Annotated in this window: 13 protein-coding genes; 12 read left to right on the top strand and 1 reads right to left on the bottom strand. The window is 61.9% G+C overall.

Annotated elements, in window-relative coordinates:
* Positions 1–2: 2 nt before the first annotated feature.
* On the bottom strand, positions 3–1070 hold the full coding sequence (locus tag HX803_RS00325; RefSeq protein ID WP_178918448.1) for a DUF2333 family protein: 1068 nt from the start codon (positions 1068–1070) through the stop codon (positions 3–5).
* A 299-nt stretch (positions 1071–1369) separates the two neighbouring features.
* Here HX803_RS00325 and HX803_RS00320 point away from each other — a divergent pair, with 299 nt between their 5' ends.
* The 12 genes from HX803_RS00320 (at position 1370) to HX803_RS00265 (ending at position 17699) form a co-directional block, all read left to right on the top strand.
* Positions 1370–3040, top strand: coding sequence for a PleD family two-component system response regulator (locus HX803_RS00320; RefSeq protein ID WP_178918447.1), 1671 nt, complete (start codon positions 1370–1372; stop codon positions 3038–3040).
* A 53-nt stretch (positions 3041–3093) separates the two neighbouring features.
* On the top strand, positions 3094–5055 hold the full coding sequence (locus tag HX803_RS00315) for a methyl-accepting chemotaxis protein (RefSeq protein ID WP_178918446.1): 1962 nt from the start codon (positions 3094–3096) through the stop codon (positions 5053–5055).
* 296 nt (positions 5056–5351) lie between these two features.
* Positions 5352–5807 (top strand): type II 3-dehydroquinate dehydratase, encoded by a 456-nt coding sequence (aroQ, locus tag HX803_RS00310; protein WP_056860456.1) that lies wholly within the window; start codon positions 5352–5354, stop codon positions 5805–5807.
* Positions 5808–5831: 24 nt separating this feature from the next.
* Positions 5832–6296, top strand: a complete 465-nt coding sequence (gene accB, locus HX803_RS00305) for an acetyl-CoA carboxylase biotin carboxyl carrier protein (RefSeq protein WP_010213489.1) — start codon at positions 5832–5834, stop codon at positions 6294–6296.
* A gap of 17 nt (positions 6297–6313) precedes the next feature.
* Positions 6314–7675 carry an acetyl-CoA carboxylase biotin carboxylase subunit gene (gene accC / locus HX803_RS00300; protein WP_178918445.1) on the top strand — a complete coding sequence of 454 codons (1362 nt, stop codon included), beginning with the start codon at positions 6314–6316 and terminating at the stop codon, positions 7673–7675.
* 294 nt (positions 7676–7969) lie between these two features.
* A complete protein-coding gene (gene prmA / locus HX803_RS00295) occupies positions 7970–8848 on the top strand; it encodes a 50S ribosomal protein L11 methyltransferase (RefSeq protein ID WP_178918444.1) in 879 nt (292 codons plus the stop codon).
* A gap of 30 nt (positions 8849–8878) precedes the next feature.
* Positions 8879–10147, top strand: coding sequence for a DUF3426 domain-containing protein (locus HX803_RS00290; RefSeq protein WP_178918443.1), 1269 nt, complete (start codon positions 8879–8881; stop codon positions 10145–10147).
* Positions 10148–10332: 185 nt separating this feature from the next.
* The gene (gene dusB / locus HX803_RS00285; RefSeq protein ID WP_178918442.1) at positions 10333–11346 is read left to right on the top strand and encodes a tRNA dihydrouridine synthase DusB; all 1014 of its coding nucleotides are present in this window, start codon (positions 10333–10335) and stop codon (positions 11344–11346) included.
* Positions 11343–11663, top strand: coding sequence for a DNA-binding transcriptional regulator Fis (gene fis / locus HX803_RS00280; protein ID WP_002555375.1), 321 nt, complete (start codon positions 11343–11345; stop codon positions 11661–11663). Before dusB ends, fis begins: the two co-directional genes overlap by 4 nt.
* Positions 11664–11745: 82 nt before the next feature.
* Positions 11746–13353: a bifunctional phosphoribosylaminoimidazolecarboxamide formyltransferase/IMP cyclohydrolase gene (purH, locus tag HX803_RS00275; protein WP_178918441.1), complete on the top strand. Its 1608-nt coding sequence runs from the start codon at positions 11746–11748 to the stop codon at positions 13351–13353.
* 166 nt (positions 13354–13519) lie between these two features.
* Complete coding sequence (gene purD / locus HX803_RS00270) at positions 13520–14812, top strand: phosphoribosylamine--glycine ligase (RefSeq protein ID WP_178918440.1); 1293 nt, start codon at positions 13520–13522, stop codon at positions 14810–14812.
* A 115-nt stretch (positions 14813–14927) separates the two neighbouring features.
* Positions 14928–17699 carry a hybrid sensor histidine kinase/response regulator gene (locus HX803_RS00265; protein ID WP_178918439.1) on the top strand — a complete coding sequence of 924 codons (2772 nt, stop codon included), beginning with the start codon at positions 14928–14930 and terminating at the stop codon, positions 17697–17699.
* Positions 17700–17850: the final 151 nt, after the last annotated feature.

Genomic DNA, 17850 nt, shown 5'->3' with positions numbered 1-17850 from the left:
CATCAACCCTGGTTGAGGAGCTGACGCAAATCGATCACTGCCGCGTTGGCCCGGGAAATGTAGTTAGCCATGACCAGCGAGTGGTTCGCCAGCACGCCGAAACCACTGCCGTTAAGAATCATGGGGCTCCACACCGGCTCCTGCGAGGCTTCCAGCTCACGAATGATCTGGCGCACGCTGACGGTGGCGTTTTTCTTGGCCAGTACATCGGCAAAGTCCACTTCAATGGCACGCAGCAAGTGAGACAAGGCCCACGCCTGGCCACGGGCCTCGTAGAACACGTTGTCGATCTGCATCCATGGGGTTTCGACCACTTCTTCATCGACCTGCGGCACTTCACCCGGGGCCAGGGCCTCGGTTTTCAGCGCCGTGTTCAACTTGACGCGGCCCACGCTGGCCGACAGGCGTTGCGACAGCGAACCCAGGCGCGTGGCGACATCACCCAGCCAGTTGTTCAGGTTGTCGGCACGCGCATAGAACAATGCGCCCTTCTGGTTCGGGTCCGACAAACGCGCTTCGTAGCGGCTCAGGGAGTTGATGCCTTCCTGGTATTCCGACTCGCTGGATGGCAGCACCCAGCTCTTGTTGTCGAAGTTGAAACGCGGCTCGGCCTTCGCCAGGTCAGCGTCTTCAGCCGACTGCGACTGCGAACGGGCGAAGTCTTTGCGCAGGGCGCGGGTCAGGTCGCGCACCTGCACCAGCACCCCGTATTCCCAGCTTGGCATGTTGTCCATCCACAGGCCCGGCGGGAAACGGTCGTTGGAAATGTAGCCACCGGGTTTGTTCAGCAAGGTGCCGACCACGGTCTTGAGGGTTTCGACGGTGGTGAAACCCACCACCATCTGCTTACCGTCCTTCTCGGCGGCCAGCTGGGCGTTCTGCTGGACCGGGAACAGCGCCGGTTCTTCGCTCCAGTACCAACCCAGGGCGCCGGTCACCAACAGGTACAAACCCAACACACTGAGCAAGGCCTTGCTCATCAGCAGGTTGCGAAAATAGCTGCGGTTGGCCGACTTGGGCTCGGGGGCGGGGCCTTTGGCAGTGCCTTCGCGGTTTTTCCAGTCCAGCATGGCGATATCCTTTCAATCACTTGAGTTCATGCACGTCAATGGTCCGGGTGCGTTCACACACTCGGACCACAACCCTACCCCATCGTGCCCATCGGTGCGGCGGTTTTAAACGAAAGTGGCATGGGGAAGAGGTTCGACTATAAAGGATGCACGCTTTTTACGCAGCGCGACCATGAGGTCAAAAACTGAATCACACAGACACGTACTTAATTGACGTATGACACTCATGTAACAGAAAAGAGGTGCTAGCATAGAGCCATCAGTCGACCTCAGCATGCACCCTAACTAGTAGTCAGGATATGACCGAGCCAGAAGACCCCAGCCGTGAGCGTCTCAAGCACCATTTTGCCCAGCGGGTAATTCATCAGGCACGTCAAATTCTTGAGATCTGGCAGCGCCTGCAACGCAGTGAATGGTCGAGCGCAGACCTGTCCGAACTCAGCGAAGCCAACCTGCGCCTGCTGCGCTTTGCCGAGCGCTTCGAACAACCGGAACACGGCCAGTTGGCGCGGCATATTGGCGAGTCCCTCAAGGCGGTGGATGAAAACCGCGGCCGCCTGAGCAGCCAGTTGATCACCGAACTCAACCGCTTGATGCAGCGCCTGTCCCGCACCGGCCTGCGCCAGGGCGACCAGCTGGAACAGACCTTCCTGCCGCCGATGCGCAAACCGATCTACGTGATGCTGGCCGATCACGACCGCGCCGAGCGCCTGGCCAAGCAACTGGAATTCTTTGGCATGAGCGCCCATTCCCTGGACAGCGTGGCGGCGTTCCGCGCGTCCATGGCCGAGCGCCTGCCTTCGGCGATTGTCATGGACGTGGACTTCTGCGGCGCCGGCCTGGGCCTCACACTGGCCGCCGAAGCTCAGGAAGGCCTGGAGCAGAAGCTGCCGCTGCTGTTCTTCAGCCTGCACGAAACCGACACCCCAACCCGCCTGGCCGCCGTGCGCGCCGGGGGACAGGAGTTCCTCACCGGCACGCTGGAAGCCTCAAGCCTGCTGGAAAAAATCGAAGTGCTGACCTGCGTCGCCCAGTACGAACCCTACAAAGTACTGATCATCGACGACTCCCGGGCCCAGGCATTGCACACCGAGCGCCTGCTCAACAGCGCCGGCATTGTCACCCGCACCTTGATCGAGCCGATCCAGGCCATGGCCGAGCTGGCGGACTTCCAGCCCGACCTGATCATCCTCGACATGTATATGCCCGCCTGTACCGGCACCGAACTGGCCAAGGTGATCCGCCACAATGACCGTTATGTCAGCGTGCCGATCATCTACCTGTCGGCCGAGGACGACCTGGACAAGCAACTGGACGCCATGAGCGAAGGCGGCGACGACTTCCTCACCAAGCCGATCAAGCCGCGCCACCTGATCACCACCGTGCGCAACCGCGCCGCCCGTGCGCGCAACCTGAAAGCACGGATGGTGCGCGACAGCCTGACGGGCTTGTACAACCATACCCATATCCTGCAATTGCTCGAAGACTGCAGCTTCCGCGCACGCCGCGAGAATAAGCCGCTGAGCTTTGCCATGCTCGACATCGACCACTTCAAGCGGGTCAACGACAGCCACGGCCACCCCATGGGCGACCGCGTGATCAAGAGCCTGGCGCTGTTTCTCAAGCAGCGTTTGCGCAAGACCGACTATATCGGGCGCTACGGCGGTGAGGAGTTCGCCATCGTGATGCCCGACACCGACCTGGAATCGGCCTGCAAGGTGCTGGATGAAATTCGCGGGCGCTTTGCCGAAATCCACTACCCCGCCCAGCCGCAGGATTTGTGGTGCACCTTCAGTGCAGGCCTGGTGGAGCTGTGCGACGGCTCCGACAGCCTGATGATGGCGGCCCAGGCCGACGAGGCGCTGTACCGCGCCAAGGATGCCGGACGTAACCGCGTGCAAGCTGCGCGCACATCAAAGCAAAGTGCCACCTTTTCACCGGAATCCACTGATTCCGTCATAACCTTGTAATGAAAACGCAATAACTTCAGGCACTTATCTTTTGCTGTCGGTTGAAACCACGCATGCGCCTGAAGCTGCTGACCAATCTCAATACCCTCCTTCTAGTGGCCGTGTGCCTGGCACTTGGGGCGACACTCTGGTGGTCGCAACGGGCGCTGGAGCGGCCGTACCTGCTGATGGAACGCTACCTGGGCCTGTCCCAGAATTTTCAGAATCACGCCGCGCGCAACATCGACGACTACCTGGCCAGCGGTGACGCCCTGCGCTTGAGCAGTGCCAGTCAAAGCCTGGAAAACCTGTTGCAGCACCTGGACGATTTGCCGGCCGACCTGGCGCAAAGCCTGCGCCCTAGCCTGGTGGACCTCGATGGCTTCAGCAAAACCGACCTGCTGGCCGCCGGCAAGCTGGCGGGCGACCCGCAAGCCTTGTTGTTGCAGGCCGAACGTGAACTGGGGGCGAACCTGGAGCAACTGAGCCAGTACGCCATCGGCGTGAATACACCTGAAGCGGCGCGCTATCTGCCGCCGCTGTTGGCGGCCTCCCAGCATGTGGGCAAGTTGTCCCTGGCCCGCGACAAGCTGGTGAGCAGCGGGCGTGCCGAACTGGCCGATGACGTGGAACGCGAGATCACCAGCATCCGTGCCCAGGCCGACCTGCTGGCGCAGCTACCGCTGCTGGGGGTGACCGCCGCCGCCGAATCAAGCAGCGATGATTTCTCGGCCATGATGGGCCTGGAAAACAGCGAAAAAACCGTCGCCCAAGACACCGGCGTCGACCTCAAGCGTGAACTCAACAGCCTGTTGACCCGCTACCCCGCCGAACTCAAGCGCACCCGCGACCAGATCCAGCAACGGGCTGACCTGGCCACCGCCACGCACCTGAAAATCAAGGCCGTGCAGGAAGCCATTGCCGGCCTGGAGCCCGTGGTGCGTGCCCAACACGGCAAGATCCAGGGCGAAGTGCGCCTGATGCAGGGTGTGATGATCGGCCTGATCCTGCTGATCGCACTGTTGATCGACACCCTGCAACGCCGCCTGGCCCGCGTGCTGACTAACCTGGCCCCAGCCCTGTCGACCTGGGCCGAAGGCGACTTCAGCCAGCCAATCGCCCTGGGCAAGACCAATCGCGAACTGCACGATATCGAAGCGTCGCTTAACCGCTTGCGTGCCTACCTGGTGGACCTGGTGGGCACCATTCGCGGCAATGCCGAAGAAGTCGCCGGCAGCAGCCACGCACTGGCCGAACTGAGCAGCGGCCTGCATGACGGTGCCGAACGCCAGGCCGGGGACACAGCACAGATCCGTGATTCCCTAGGGGAACTGGAAGCGACCATCCAACAGGTGGCCGGGGATGCCAGCCAGGCAGCCGATGCCAGCCGCAGCGCCGGCCAGGCGGTGGAACAAGGCCAGCGCGTCATCGGCCTGAGCCTGACCGGGTTGCATGCCCTGGTGGGTGAAGTGCAGCAAAATGCGCAGATGATCGAGAAACTGGCTGAAGAATCCGCCACCATCGGCGGTGTGCTGACGGTGATCCGCTCGATTGCCGACCAGACCAACCTGCTGGCCCTCAACGCCGCCATCGAAGCCGCACGCGCCGGTGAGGCCGGCCGTGGTTTCGCCGTGGTGGCCGACGAAGTGCGTTCCCTGGCCCAGCGTACCGCTGGCGCCACCGCCGAAATCCAGACCCTGATCGCCGGCCTGCAAAGCGCCGCCCACCAATCGGTGGAAGGCATGCGCGCCCAGGTTGAACACGCCGAAGCCACGGCCCAGCAGGCCCAGGCGGCCGACGGCGCGCTGGATGAAATCGTCGGCGCGATCCAGACCATCTCTGAAACCGCCGTGCGCATCGCCGATGTGACCGCGCAGCAGAGTGGTGCCGTCAGCGAGATCCGTGACAACAGTGAGCGCATTCACCAGTTGGGTGAGGACAACCTGCTGCGTATCGGGCAAGGGCGTAGCCAGGGTGAGCATTTGCTGGTGTTGGGTGGGCATCTCAACACGGCGGTGAAAGCCTTTCGCGTGTGACGCGATCCCGAATCAAATAGAGATCAACCTGTGGGAGCTGGCTTGCCTGCGATAGCGGTGGGTCAGGCAACCTATCCGGCGCTGACAGACCGCTATCGCAGGCAAGCCAGCTCCCACATTGATCTGCGTCTACCTCACCACCGTGTTTCCAATGACCGGATACGAGGCCACAGTCACAAATTTCGCGCTATCCTCGCTAATCGTGCTGCCTACTGCATAGAACTGGACAGTCACAAAGGCTTTGCGGCATAGTCGCCGGGTTCTGCCGTACCCACATCAATAACAAGGAACAGCCGATGGCGACCTTTCTGGTTCTACACGGACCCAACCTGAACCTGCTCGGCACCCGTGAACCGGGCGTCTACGGGGCAGTCACCCTGGAACAGATCAACCTCGATCTGGAACGCAGGGCCCGTGAAGCCGGCCACCATCTGCTCTACCTGCAAAGCAATGCCGAGTACGAATTGATTGATCGCATCCATGCTGCGCGTGGCGAAGGCGTGGACTTTATCCTGATCAATCCCGCCGCTTTTACGCATACAAGTGTTGCATTACGTGACGCGCTGCTGGCGGTGAGCATCCCATTCATCGAAGTGCATTTGTCGAACGTGCACAAACGCGAAGCTTTCCGCCATCACTCCTACTTCTCCGACGTTGCGGTAGGTGTGATCTGCGGCCTTGGCGCCAGCGGTTACCGACTGGCCCTGGAGGCCGCCCTGGAACAACTTGAACAACCGGCCAAGCGCCCCTGACCGACCCTTGGGAGTTGATGATTCATGGATATCCGTAAAGTTAAGAAACTGATCGAACTGCTGGAAGAATCCGGTATCGACGAGCTGGAAATCAAGGAAGGCGAAGAGTCCGTACGGATCAGCCGTCACAGCAAGACCCCGGCTCAACAGTTCTACGCACCGCAAATGCAAGCACCGGCGCCAGCCGCTGCTGCTCCGGCCGCCGCGCCTGCTGCCGCCGCTGCACCTGCCGCCCCGGCCGCGCCTGCGCTGAACGGTTTCGTGGTCAAGTCGCCAATGGTCGGTACCTTCTACCGCACCCCGGCCCCGACCTCGCCAGCCTTCGTTGAAGTCGGCGCAACCGTGAAAGTGGGCGACACCATCTGCATCGTTGAAGCGATGAAGATGATGAACCACATCACTGCTGAAAAAGCCGGCGTCATCGAATCCATCCTGGTAGAAAACGGTCAGCCGGTTGAGTACGACCAGCCGCTGTTCACCATCGTTTGAACCGCGGAGTGCCTTCGATGTTGAAACCTGCGAAGAAACTGGAAAAAGTCCTGATCGCCAACCGCGGTGAGATCGCCCTGCGAATCCTGCGCGCCTGTAAGGAACAAGGCATCAAGACCGTCGCTGTTTACTCGACGGCCGACTCGGAACTGATGCACGTGAAACTGGCGGACGAAAGCATCTGCATCGGCCCGCCACTGGCCACGAACTCGTACCTGAAAGTCCCAAGCATCATCGCCGCAGCAGAAGTGACCGGCGCTACCGCTATCCACCCAGGCTACGGTTTCCTCGCGGAAAACGCCGACTTCGTCGACCAGGTGGAAAAATCCGGCTTCACGTTCATCGGCCCCAAAGCCGAGACCATTCGCCTGATGGGCGACAAGGTCTCCGCCAAGGAAGCCATGATCGCGGCCGGCGTGCCAACCGTTCCTGGTTCCGACGGCCCACTGCCTGAAGACGAGGAAACCGCTCTGCGCATTGGTCGCGAAGTGGGTTACCCGGTGATCATCAAGGCCGCCGGTGGCGGTGGTGGTCGCGGCATGCGCGTGGTGCACAAGGAAGAAGACCTGATCGAAGCCGCCAAGCAGACCCGCTCTGAAGCAGGCGCCTGGTTCAACAACCCGATGGTCTACCTGGAAAAATACCTGACCAACCCACGTCACGTGGAAGTGCAGGTACTGTCCGACGGCCAGGGCCACGCCATTCACCTGGGTGACCGCGATTGCTCGCTGCAACGTCGCCACCAGAAGGTACTGGAGGAAGCCCCGGCACCAGGTTTGGACGAAAAAGCCCGCGAAGAAGTGTTGGCTCGCTGCGTCAAGGCGTGCATCGACATCAACTACCGCGGCGCCGGTACCTTTGAGTTCCTCTACGAGAACGGCCGCTTCTACTTCATCGAGATGAACACTCGCGTGCAGGTAGAGCACCCGGTTTCGGAGATGGTCACGGGTATCGACATCGTCAAGGAGATGCTGAGCATTGCCGCTGGCAACCCGCTGTCCTTCACCCAGGACGACGTGAAGATCCACGGCCACTCCCTGGAGTGCCGGATCAACGCCGAAGACCCGAAAACCTTTATCCCAAGCCCTGGCCTGGTCAAGCACTTCCACGCGCCCGGCGGCAACGGCGTACGTGTGGACTCTCACCTGTACAGCGGCTACAAGGTTCCGTCCAACTACGACTCGCTGATCGGCAAGCTGATCACCTGGGGCGCCACCCGCGACGAGGCCATGGCCCGTATGCGTAACGCCCTGGACGAAATCGTGGTCGACGGCATCAAGACCAACATCCCGCTGCACCGGGACCTGGTCCGCGATGAAGGCTTCTGCGAAGGTGGTGTGAACATTCACTACCTGGAACACAAACTGGCTAACCAGTAAGTGCTCTGAAACAACAAAGCCGCCTCCGGGCGGCTTTGTTGTTTCACCTGTAGTGAGCGGGCTTGCCCCGCGCTGGGTGGCGAAGCCGCCCCAATCCAGGCAACGCATTGATCCAGTTGAACCGCGTTGGCCGGTTTTGGGGCGGCTTCGCCACCCAGCGCGGGCGGTGCGACGTTTCGACAAGCCCGCTCACTACAAAAGCCTTGCTCGCCACAGCATCATGCTCTCGCGTAAACTTGCGCCCTTTCGCAGCCCCACTGCGCTGCACATTCAATTTTTTCAAAGGTGCCCGCCATGCCTTGGCTGCAAGTCCGTCTCGCCATCAGCCCAGAACAAGCCGAAACCTATGAAGACGCTTTCCTCGAAGTCGGCGCTGTATCGGTAACCTTCATGGACGCCGAAGACCAGCCGATCTTCGAGCCGGAACTCAACACCACCCCGCTGTGGTCCCACACCCATTTGCTGGCCCTGTTCGAGGACGGCACCGATGCCGCCAGCGTTCTGGCCCATATGGAACTGCTGACCGGCGGCCCATTGCCCGAGCATCACAGCGAAGTCATCGAAGACCAGGATTGGGAACGCAGCTGGATGGACAACTTCCAGCCCATGCGTTTCGGCCAGCGCCTGTGGATCGTACCGAGCTGGCACGCTGCGCCGGAACCGGATGCCGTCAACCTGCTGCTGGACCCGGGCCTGGCGTTCGGCACCGGCACTCACCCCACCACCGCATTGTGCCTGGAGTGGCTGGACGGCCAGGACCTGACCGACAGCCACGTGCTGGACTTCGGCTGCGGTTCGGGGATTCTCGCGATTGCCGCGTTGTTGCTGGGCGCCAAAGAGGCGGTCGGCACCGACATCGACGTGCAGGCCCTGGAAGCCTCCCGCGATAACGCCGGGCGCAACCACATCCCTGAAGGCAAATTCCCGCTGTACCTGCCGGAGCAATTGCCGCAGGTGCAGGCCGACGTGCTGGTGGCCAACATCCTCGCCGGCCCGCTGGTGTCCCTGGCCCCGCAACTGTCGAGCCTGGTCAAGCCGGGCGGGCGCCTGGCACTGTCAGGCATCCTTGCCGAGCAAGGCGAAGACGTCGCCGCGGCCTACGCCAAGGATTTCGAGCTGGACCCGATCGCCAACCGTGATGGCTGGGTACGCATCAGCGGTCGTCGGCGCTAGAATGAGCGCTTGCCTGAATCGGATGGCCGCATGACCGACAGTTTCGTCACCCAGTGCCCGCATTGCCAGACCCGCTTTCGCGTCAGCCACGCCCAGTTGAGCGTGGCCCGTGGCGTGGTGCGCTGCGGCTCGTGCCTGCAAGTGTTCAACGCGGTTCGCCAGTTGCTGGAACAGCGCGCCGGCACATCGACCCCGGAAACACCAAAGCCGGTTGACGCCGCACCTGTTCCCGAGATCGCGCCTGAGCCTGCCCCGCAGGCACCGCGAGCCATCAGCCAGAAGCAGTGGACGGCCGAAGAGCTGGACCTGGACAACCTGGACCTGGACGAAGAACTGGCCAAGCTGGAACGCCGCGAGATTCAGCACACCCTGCCCGTTGGCGCAGACCGGCGTCAGCCGGGCGCCGATCGTCGGCAAAAGGAAGAACCCCTCAGCGCCAGCCGCGACTCGGTCAAGGCCGAAGAAGAGAAATGGGCTGCCAGCCTGTTCAGCGAACCGCCCGAAGAGCGCGCCGCCCCCCCCGCGCTCGAACCTGAACCGGCCAAGGCACCTGCGGCCAAGCAGCGCACCGAACCGTCCATGTCGCTGCACATCGATGACCTCGACGATGAGCCTACCCTGCGCTCAACCGTGGATGACGAAGACATCGACCCGCCCTTCAGCCCCATCGCCCACGACGAGGACGACGCCGATCCCGAAGAGCACCCCCAGCCCCGTCGCAAGCAGCGGGCACGCAGCCCCGCCAGTGCTCACGACGATGTGCTGCAGGACCTCGAAGACGACCCCCTGCACCTGTACGCGCAAAAACGCCCGTCGGGCTGGGGCCGCCGCCTGATCTGGCTGCTGCTGGTGCTGATCGCTGCTGGCGGCCTCGCTGGCCAGTACATTGCCTATCAATTCGACGACCTGGCTCGCCAGGACGCCTATCGCCCGTGGTTCCAGGAACTGTGCCCGAAAGTGGGCTGTACGGTGCCGTCACGGGTGGACATTGCCCATATCAAGAGCAGCAACCTGGTGGTGCGCAGCCACCCCGACTTTGCCGGGGCGCTGGTAGTGGACGCCATCATCTATAACCGCGCCACGTTCTCCCAGCCGTTCCCGCTGCTGGAGCTGCGCTTTGCCGACCTGAACGGCAACCTGATTGCCAGTCGTCGCTTCAAGCCTGCCGAATACCTCAACGGTGAACTGGCCGGCGTGAGCGAAATGCCATCGCAGACACCGATCCACATCTCCCTCGATATCCTGGATCCAGGCAACAAAGCCGTGAATTACAGCCTGAGCTTCCACTCGCCCGAGTGAACCGGTTCATGCACGAAGGTTTGACGGCGGCATCTTGACTTTGCCGCGCTCGACCAAACCGACGGCGATAAAGAAATAACTGTTCAGATTTTATCCAATTCAGCCTTTATCCAGTCATCGAGAGCGGGTATCATGCCAACCCTTTTTCGAACTCTAATGATCCGGCCCCACAACAGGGAAGTCCTATGTCGGCGGTACGCATCGGCCCATACACATTGCAAAACGGCTTGATCCTCGCCCCGATGGCGGGTGTCACCGACCAGCCCTTTCGTCAGCTGTGCAAGCGTTTGGGCGCAGGTCTTGTAGTCTCGGAAATGGTCACCAGCGACATGAGCCTGTGGAACACCCGCAAATCGCGCATGCGCATGATCCACGAAGGTGATCCCGAGCCCCGCTCGGTGCAGATCGCCGGTGGTGATGCACAGATGCTGGCGGATGCGGCCCGGGCCAACGTGGAGCTGGGCGCACAGATCATCGATATCAACATGGGCTGCCCGGCCAAGAAGGTCTGCAACAAGGCCGCCGGTTCCGCCCTGTTGAAAGATGAGCAGTTGGTTGCCGAGATCCTGCAGGCCGTTGTCGCCGCAGTCGATGTACCGGTCACCCTGAAGATCCGTACCGGCTGGGACCGGGACAACAAGAACGGCCTGACGGTGGCGAAGATCGCCGAACAGGCAGGAATTACAGCGCTGGCAGTGCATGGCCGCACCCGCGCCGACCTTTACACCGGTGAAGCCGAGTACGACACCATCGCCGCGATCAAGCAGGCGGTGTCGATGCCGGTCTTTGCCAATGGCGATATCGACTCAGCCGAAAAAGCCCGGCGCGTACTCGACGCAACCGGTGCCGATGGTTTGTTGATAGGCCGGGCCGCCCAGGGGCGGCCGTGGATTTTCCGTGAGATCGAGCATTTTCTGCGTACCGGCGACGTCTTGCCGGCACCGGGGCTGATCGAGGTGGAACGTATTCTGCTAGAGCATCTGGCCGCCCTGCACGCCTTCTATGGGGACGTGATGGGAGTACGCATTGCTCGCAAGCATGTCGGCTGGTATCTCGCAACCCTGCCGGGCGCCAGGGAGTTTCGCGCCCACTTCAATCGTTTGGATGATACGGAAGCACAGTGCGCCAACGTTCGTGAGTTCTTCAGCGAACGTTACAAGAGCCTGGGGACAGGGGACGGAGAGGGGGTGGCCGCATGACGATGATGACCGAGACTTTAGTGAGTGGAACAACACCCGTGAGCGACAACGTCAATTTGAAACAGCACCTCAACACGCCGAGCGAAGAAGGCCAGACCCTTCGCGGGAGTGTCGAGAAGGCGCTGCACAATTATTTCGCCCACCTTGAGGGCGCTTCCGTCACGGACGTGTACAACCTGGTGCTCTCCGAAGTCGAGGCGCCGCTGCTCGAAAGCGTGATGAACTACGTCAAGGGCAACCAGACCAAAGCCAGTGAGCTGCTGGGCCTCAACCGTGGCACCTTGCGCAAAAAGCTCAAACAATACGATTTGCTGTAAGCATTCAATCAAACCAGAAAGGCGCCCGCGTAAAAAACGGTCGCCTTTTTTGCTGACTCCTTTGCTTTTGATGGAAATTGAAATGACCGACCAGACTACCCGCCTGCCGATCCGCCGCGCCTTGATCAGCGTTTCCGACAAGACCGGCATCCTCGAATTTGCCCGGGAGCTGGAAGCCCTTGGCGTGGAAATCCTCTCCACAGGCGGGACCTTCAAACTGCTGCAGGACAATGGCGTGGCCGCAGTAGAAGTGGCGGACTACACCGGTTTCGCAGAAATGATGGACGGTCGGGTCAAGACCCTGCACCCGAAAATCCACGGCGGCATCCTTGGCCGTCGTGGCACCGACGACGCCATCATGGCCGAGCACGGCATCAAGCCGATCGACCTGGTGGCCGTTAACCTGTACCCATTCGAAGCCACCATCAACAAGCCAGGCTGCGACCTGCCGACGGCCATCGAGAACATCGATATCGGCGGCCCGACCATGGTTCGCTCGGCAGCCAAGAACCACAAAGATGTGGCCATCGTGGTCAACGCCAGCGACTACGCCAACGTGCTGGAAAGCCTGAAAGCCGGCGGCCTGACCTACGCCCAGCGTTTCGACCTGATGCTCAAGGCGTTCGAACACACCGCGGCCTACGACGGCATGATCGCCAACTACATGGGCACGGTTAACCAAGCCGCTGAAACCCTGTCGACCGAAGGCCGCAGCCAGTTCCCGCGTACCTTCAACAGCCAGTTCATCAAGGCCCAGGAAATGCGCTACGGCGAGAACCCGCACCAGAGCGCGGCGTTCTACGTTGAGGCCAAGCCCGCCGAAGTGGGCATCGCCACCGCGACCCAACTGCAAGGCAAAGAGCTGTCCTACAACAACGTGGCCGACACCGACGCCGCGCTGGAATGCGTGAAGAGCTTCGTCAAGCCAGCCTGCGTGATCGTCAAGCACGCCAACCCATGCGGCGTGGCCGTGAGCCCGGACGCCGAAGGCGGTATCCGCCAGGCCTACGAACTGGCCTACGCCACCGACACCGAATCGGCCTTCGGCGGCATCATCGCGTTCAACCGTGAGCTGGACGCCGAGACCGCCAAAGCGATCGTCGACCGTCAGTTCGTTGAAGTGATCATCGCCCCAAGCGTGAGCGAAGAGGCCCGTGCCGTTGTGGCCGCCAAAGCCAACGTGCGCCTGCTGGCCTGTGGTGAGTGGTCGGCTGACCGCGCTGCGGCCTGGGACTACAAACGCGTGAACGGCGGCCTGCTGGTACAGAGCCGCGACATCGGCATGATCGGCAGCCAAGACCTGAAAGTCGTGACCAAGCGCGCCCCGACCGAGCAAGAGATCAACGACCTGATCTTCGCCTGGAAAGTGGCCAAATACGTTAAATCCAATGCCATCGTCTACGCCAAGAACCGCCAGACCATCGGTGTCGGCGCGGGCCAGATGAGCCGCGTGAACTCGGCGCGTATCGCCGCGATCAAAGCCGAGCACGCCGGCTTGCAGGTGGTGGGTTCGGTCATGGCCTCCGATGCGTTCTTCCCGTTCCGCGACGGCCTGGACAATGCGGCAAAAGCCGGCGTGACCGCCGTGATCCAGCCAGGCGGCTCGATGCGCGACGCAGAAGTGATTGCTGCTGCAGATGAAGCCGGCATCGCCATGGTCTTCACCGGCATGCGCCACTTCCGTCACTGATCTAACTCGATAGAGATGTGAGAGCGGGCTTGTGTGGGAGCGGGCTTGCTCGCGAATGCGGTGTGTCAGTCGGCACATTCAACACTGACCCACCGCATTCGCGAGCAAGCCCGCTCCCACATTTAAAAGCGCTCCTGCAGCGCCTACAGAATTTGAGGTTTTTGAAATGAATGTTTTGATCATTGGCAGCGGTGGCCGTGAACACGCCCTGGCCTGGAAAGTTGCCCAGGACCCACGCGTCCAGAAAGTATTCGTTGCCCCGGGCAACGCCGGCACCGCCATTGAAGCCAAGTGCGAAAACGTCGCCATCGACGTCCTGGCCCTCGAACAACTGGCTGACTTTGCCGAGAAAAACGTCTCCCTGACCATCGTTGGTCCGGAAGTCCCGTTGGTTGCCGGCGTCGTGGACCTGTTCCGCAGCCGTGGCCTGGACTGCTTCGGCCCGACCGCAGGCGCTGCCCAACTGGAAGGCTCCAAGGCGTTCACCAAGGACTTCCTGGCGCGTCACAAGATCCCGACTGCCGACTACCAGAACTTCACCGAGATCGAGCCGGCCCTGGCTTACCTGCGTGAAAAAGGTGCGCCGATCGTGATCAAGGCCGACGGCCTGGCGGCCGGTAAAGGCGTGATCGTCGCCATGACCCTGCAGGAAGCCGAGGACGCCGTACGCGACATGCTCGCCGGCAACGCCTTTGGCGATGCGGGTTCGCGCGTGGTGATCGAGGAATTCCTCGACGGCGAAGAAGCCAGCTTCATCGTGATGGTCGACGGCAAGAACGTGCTGCCGATGGCCACCAGCCAGGACCACAAACGCGTCGGCGACGGCGACACCGGCCCGAACACCGGCGGCATGGGTGCCTACTCCCCTGCCCCAGTCGTGACCAGCGACGTGCACAAGCGCGTGATGGACCTGGTGATCTGGCCAACCGTGCGCGGCATGGCCGACGAAGGCAATGTGTACACCGGTTTCCTGTACGCCGGCCTGATGATCGACAAGGCTGGCAACCCGAAAGTCATCGAGTTCAACTGCCGCTTCGGCGACCCGGAAACCCAACCGGTAATGCTGCGCCTGCAATCGAGCCTGGTGCTGCTGGTGGAAGCCGCTCTCGCCCAGGCGCTGGACAAGGTCGAAGCGCAGTGGGACCCACGTCCGAGCGTCGGCATCGTGCTGGCCGCCGGCGGTTACCCGGCCGACTACGCCAAGGGCGATGTAATTGAAGGCCTGGACGCGGCTGCTAAGCTGGAAGGCAAGGTGTTCCATGCGGGCACCGCGCTCAAGGATGGCCAAGTGGTGACCGCCGGTGGCCGCGTGTTGTGCGCCACCGCGATGGGCGCCAGTGTCGACGCCGCGCAGCAACAGGCGTACAAACTGGCCGCAGCCATCGATTGGAACGGCTGCTTCTACCGCAAGGACATCGGCTACCGCGCCATTGCCCGTGAACGTGGCGAGAACAGCTGAACAGCTACACTTGAGTAGCTATCCGTTCGGTTAGGCAAGGGCCTCTGGCCCTTGCCGTACACATGTCGCCCCGCGCATAGTTAACCCGTGCATCAACCTACGAAGGGATTTCGCCGTGCGCTGGCTCAGGATCGCCATAGGTTTCACAGTCAGTCTGCTGACACTGCTCTGCTTGTTCCCGGCCCAGGCCGCCGCACAAGGCAGTGGTTGGGCAGTATTGCTTGATGAACAGGCCGACCTGCAACTGAGCGACATCCGTTCCGCCCGCTACACCAACCAATTCAGCCCCATCGAACTGGACCGCATTACCGCCGCGGAACCGGACGGCGCGTTGTGGGTACGTTTCAAACTGCAACCTGGCAAGCACGAGCAAGTGCTGCGGGTGTTCGCCCCGGACCTGTCCCACCTGAGCCTCTACGTGCTCGACGGCGACACCCTGGTGGAACAGCAAAGCACCGGCACCCGCCAGCCCCAGGCGGAACGCCCGCTGCCCAGCAGCGACTTCATGTTACCGATGCCCCAGAGCCAAAGGCCCCTCGAGGTCTACCTGCGCCTGGTCTCGGAGCACGAACTGCGGCCCTACATCACCCTGGAGCCCGCCGTACTGGCCGCTGCCGACCAGAACCAAACGCTGATCTACGGGCTGCTGTTTGGCGTCCTGTTGATGTTGATCCTGCACAACCTCACACGCTTCGCCTATCACCGCTCGCGCAGCAGCCTGTGGCTGGCGGCGTGCGAAGTGCTGTTGATGCTCAGCCTGGCGCTGCTGCTCAACCTGGTAGGCCCATGGCTGCCGAACTGGCACGCCGTGCAAACCCCAGGCGCCTACCTGGCCTTGTTGCTCACCGCACCGTGCGGGTTGATGTTCGCCTACCGCTTCTTCATGCCCCTGGGCCCTCATCCGCTGAACAAGCTGTTGATGGCCGACATCCTGTTCATCGTGCTGTGTGGCCTGCTGCTGTTGTTCGTCAACACCCTGCCACTGAACATCATCACCTATGCGCTGGTCGCCCTGGCCGGCTTGAGCATGCTGTTTGTGTCGGCCTATCACTGGCAAAAAGGCTACCGCCCGGCGCGGCTGTTCGTGGCGGCGATGGTGGTGTTCAACATCGGCACGCTGATCATCCTGCCTGCGCTGCTCGGCCTTACGCTTGTCGCGCCGCAAGGCTTGATCGTGACCCTGCTCAGCTTCATCTGCCTCAGTGGCCTGCTGATGAGCCTGGCCCTGGGCGAACGCCAGCGCGCGATTGTCGAGGCGCGCTTCAGCCTCAGCCGTGACCTGGCCGCGAGCAATGCCGAGATCGCCGCCAAAGCCGAATTCCTGGCGAAGATCAGCCACGAGATCCGCACGCCCATGAACGGCGTGCTGGGCATGACCGAGCTGCTGCTGGGCACGCCGCTGTCGGTGAAGCAGCGCGACTACGTGCAGACCATCCACAGCGCCGGCAACGAGCTGCTGACCCTGATCAACGAGATCCTCGACATCTCCAAGCTGGAATCCGGGCAGATCGAATTGGACGACGTGCAGTTCGACCTCAACGCGCTGATCGAAGATTGCCTGAGCATCTTCCGCGCCAAGGCCGAGCAGCAGAACGTCGAACTCATCAGCTTTATCCAGCCCCAGGTGCCCCGTGTCATCAGTGGCGACCCGACGCGCCTGCGCCAGGCGCTGTTGAGCCTGCTGGAAAACGCCCTGCAAAAAACCGATGAAGGCGAAGTGCTGATCGTTGTCGCCCTTGATGAACGCAGCACCAAGCCACGCCTGCGCATCGCCGTGCAGGACAGCGGCCTGCCGATGGAAACCGCCGAGCGCGAAGCGCTGTTACACAGTGAACTGCACAGCAAGAATTTCCTGTCGGCCACACGCCTGAGCGGTCACCTGGGCCTGGTGATCGCCCGTCAGCTGATCCTGTTGATGAACGGCGAGTTCGGCATCAAGAGCGGCAGCCACCAGGGCAGCACACTGTGGCTGACCCTGCCGCTGGACCCGGAACGCCTGGAGCACCCCACTTCCGACCTAGACGGCCCGCTCAAGGGCGCGCGCGTACTGGTGGTGGACGACAACGACACCTGCCGCAAGGTGCTGGTGCAGCAGTGCTCTGCCTGGGGCCTCAACGTCAGTGCCGTCCCCTCGGGCAAGGAAGCCTTGGCGCTGTTGCGCACCAAGGCGCACCTGCGCGACTACTTCGACGTGGTGTTGCTGGACCAGAACATGCCCGGCATGACCGGCATGCAACTGGCGGCGAAGATCAAGGAAGACCCGAGCCTGAACCACGACATCCTGTTGATCATGCTCACCGGCATCAGCAACGCGCCGAGCAAGATCATCGCGCGCAACTGCGGGATCAAGCGCATCCTCGCCAAACCGGTGGCCGGCTATACCCTCAAGACCACCCTGGCCGACGAACTGACCCAGCGCAGCAAAGGCAGCGTGCCCGTGCGCCCGGTGCTCAGCGCACCGGCAGCCGTCACCGTGCCCAGCGATTTCCGCATCCTGGTGGCCGAAGACAACAGCATTTCCACCAAGGTGATCCGTGGCATGCTCGGCAAGCTCAACCTCAACCCGGACACCGCCAGCAACGGCGAGGAAGCGTTGGAGGCGATGAAGGCCCAGCGTTACGACCTGGTGTTGATGGACTGTGAAATGCCGATCCTCGATGGCTTCTCGGCCACCCAACAGCTGCGCGCCTGGGAAGTCAGCCACCAGCGTATCCGCACCCCGGTGGTGGCTCTGACGGCGCACATCCTCTCGGAACACAAAGAACGCGCACGCCAGGCCGGGATGGACGGGCACATGGCCAAGCCGGTGGAACTGTCGCAGCTGCGCGAGTTGGTGGAGTTCTGGGTCGCGCAGCGCCAGCAGCGCCCCGAACACGCCCCTTCTTAACCTGAAACACAATCCCCATGTGGGAGCGGGCTTGCTCGCGAATGCGGTGGATCAGTTAAAAACGCATTGACTGACACACCGCATTCGCGAGCAAGCCCGCTCCCACATTTGATCGGTGTCGCCTGATAGACTCTCCACACTTATCCCCAAC

The sequence above is a fragment of the Pseudomonas sp. P7548 genome (assembly GCF_013386585.1).
Taxonomy (GTDB): Bacteria; Pseudomonadota; Gammaproteobacteria; order Pseudomonadales; family Pseudomonadaceae; genus Aquipseudomonas.
This window is presented reverse-complemented; position numbering and strand designations above follow the sequence as displayed.

Excerpts from the sequence above, each read along its gene's own strand:
- HX803_RS00290 (WP_178918443.1), top strand. The coding sequence starts at position 8,879 with ATGACCGACAGTTTCGTCACCCAGTGCCCGCATTGCCAGACCCGCTTT.
- dusB (WP_178918442.1), top strand. The coding sequence starts at position 10,333 with ATGTCGGCGGTACGCATCGGCCCATACACATTGCAAAACGGCTTGATC.
- prmA (WP_178918444.1), top strand. The coding sequence starts at position 7,970 with ATGCCTTGGCTGCAAGTCCGTCTCGCCATCAGCCCAGAACAAGCCGAA.
- HX803_RS00325 (WP_178918448.1), bottom strand. The coding sequence starts at position 1,070 with ATGCTGGACTGGAAAAACCGCGAAGGCACTGCCAAAGGCCCCGCCCCC.
- purH (WP_178918441.1), top strand. The coding sequence starts at position 11,746 with ATGACCGACCAGACTACCCGCCTGCCGATCCGCCGCGCCTTGATCAGC.
- HX803_RS00315 (WP_178918446.1), top strand. The coding sequence starts at position 3,094 with ATGCGCCTGAAGCTGCTGACCAATCTCAATACCCTCCTTCTAGTGGCC.
- accB (WP_010213489.1), top strand. The coding sequence starts at position 5,832 with ATGGATATCCGTAAAGTTAAGAAACTGATCGAACTGCTGGAAGAATCC.
- HX803_RS00320 (WP_178918447.1), top strand. The coding sequence starts at position 1,370 with ATGACCGAGCCAGAAGACCCCAGCCGTGAGCGTCTCAAGCACCATTTT.
- purD (WP_178918440.1), top strand. The coding sequence starts at position 13,520 with ATGAATGTTTTGATCATTGGCAGCGGTGGCCGTGAACACGCCCTGGCC.
- accC (WP_178918445.1), top strand. The coding sequence starts at position 6,314 with ATGTTGAAACCTGCGAAGAAACTGGAAAAAGTCCTGATCGCCAACCGC.
- aroQ (WP_056860456.1), top strand. The coding sequence starts at position 5,352 with ATGGCGACCTTTCTGGTTCTACACGGACCCAACCTGAACCTGCTCGGC.
- fis (WP_002555375.1), top strand. The coding sequence starts at position 11,343 with ATGACGATGATGACCGAGACTTTAGTGAGTGGAACAACACCCGTGAGC.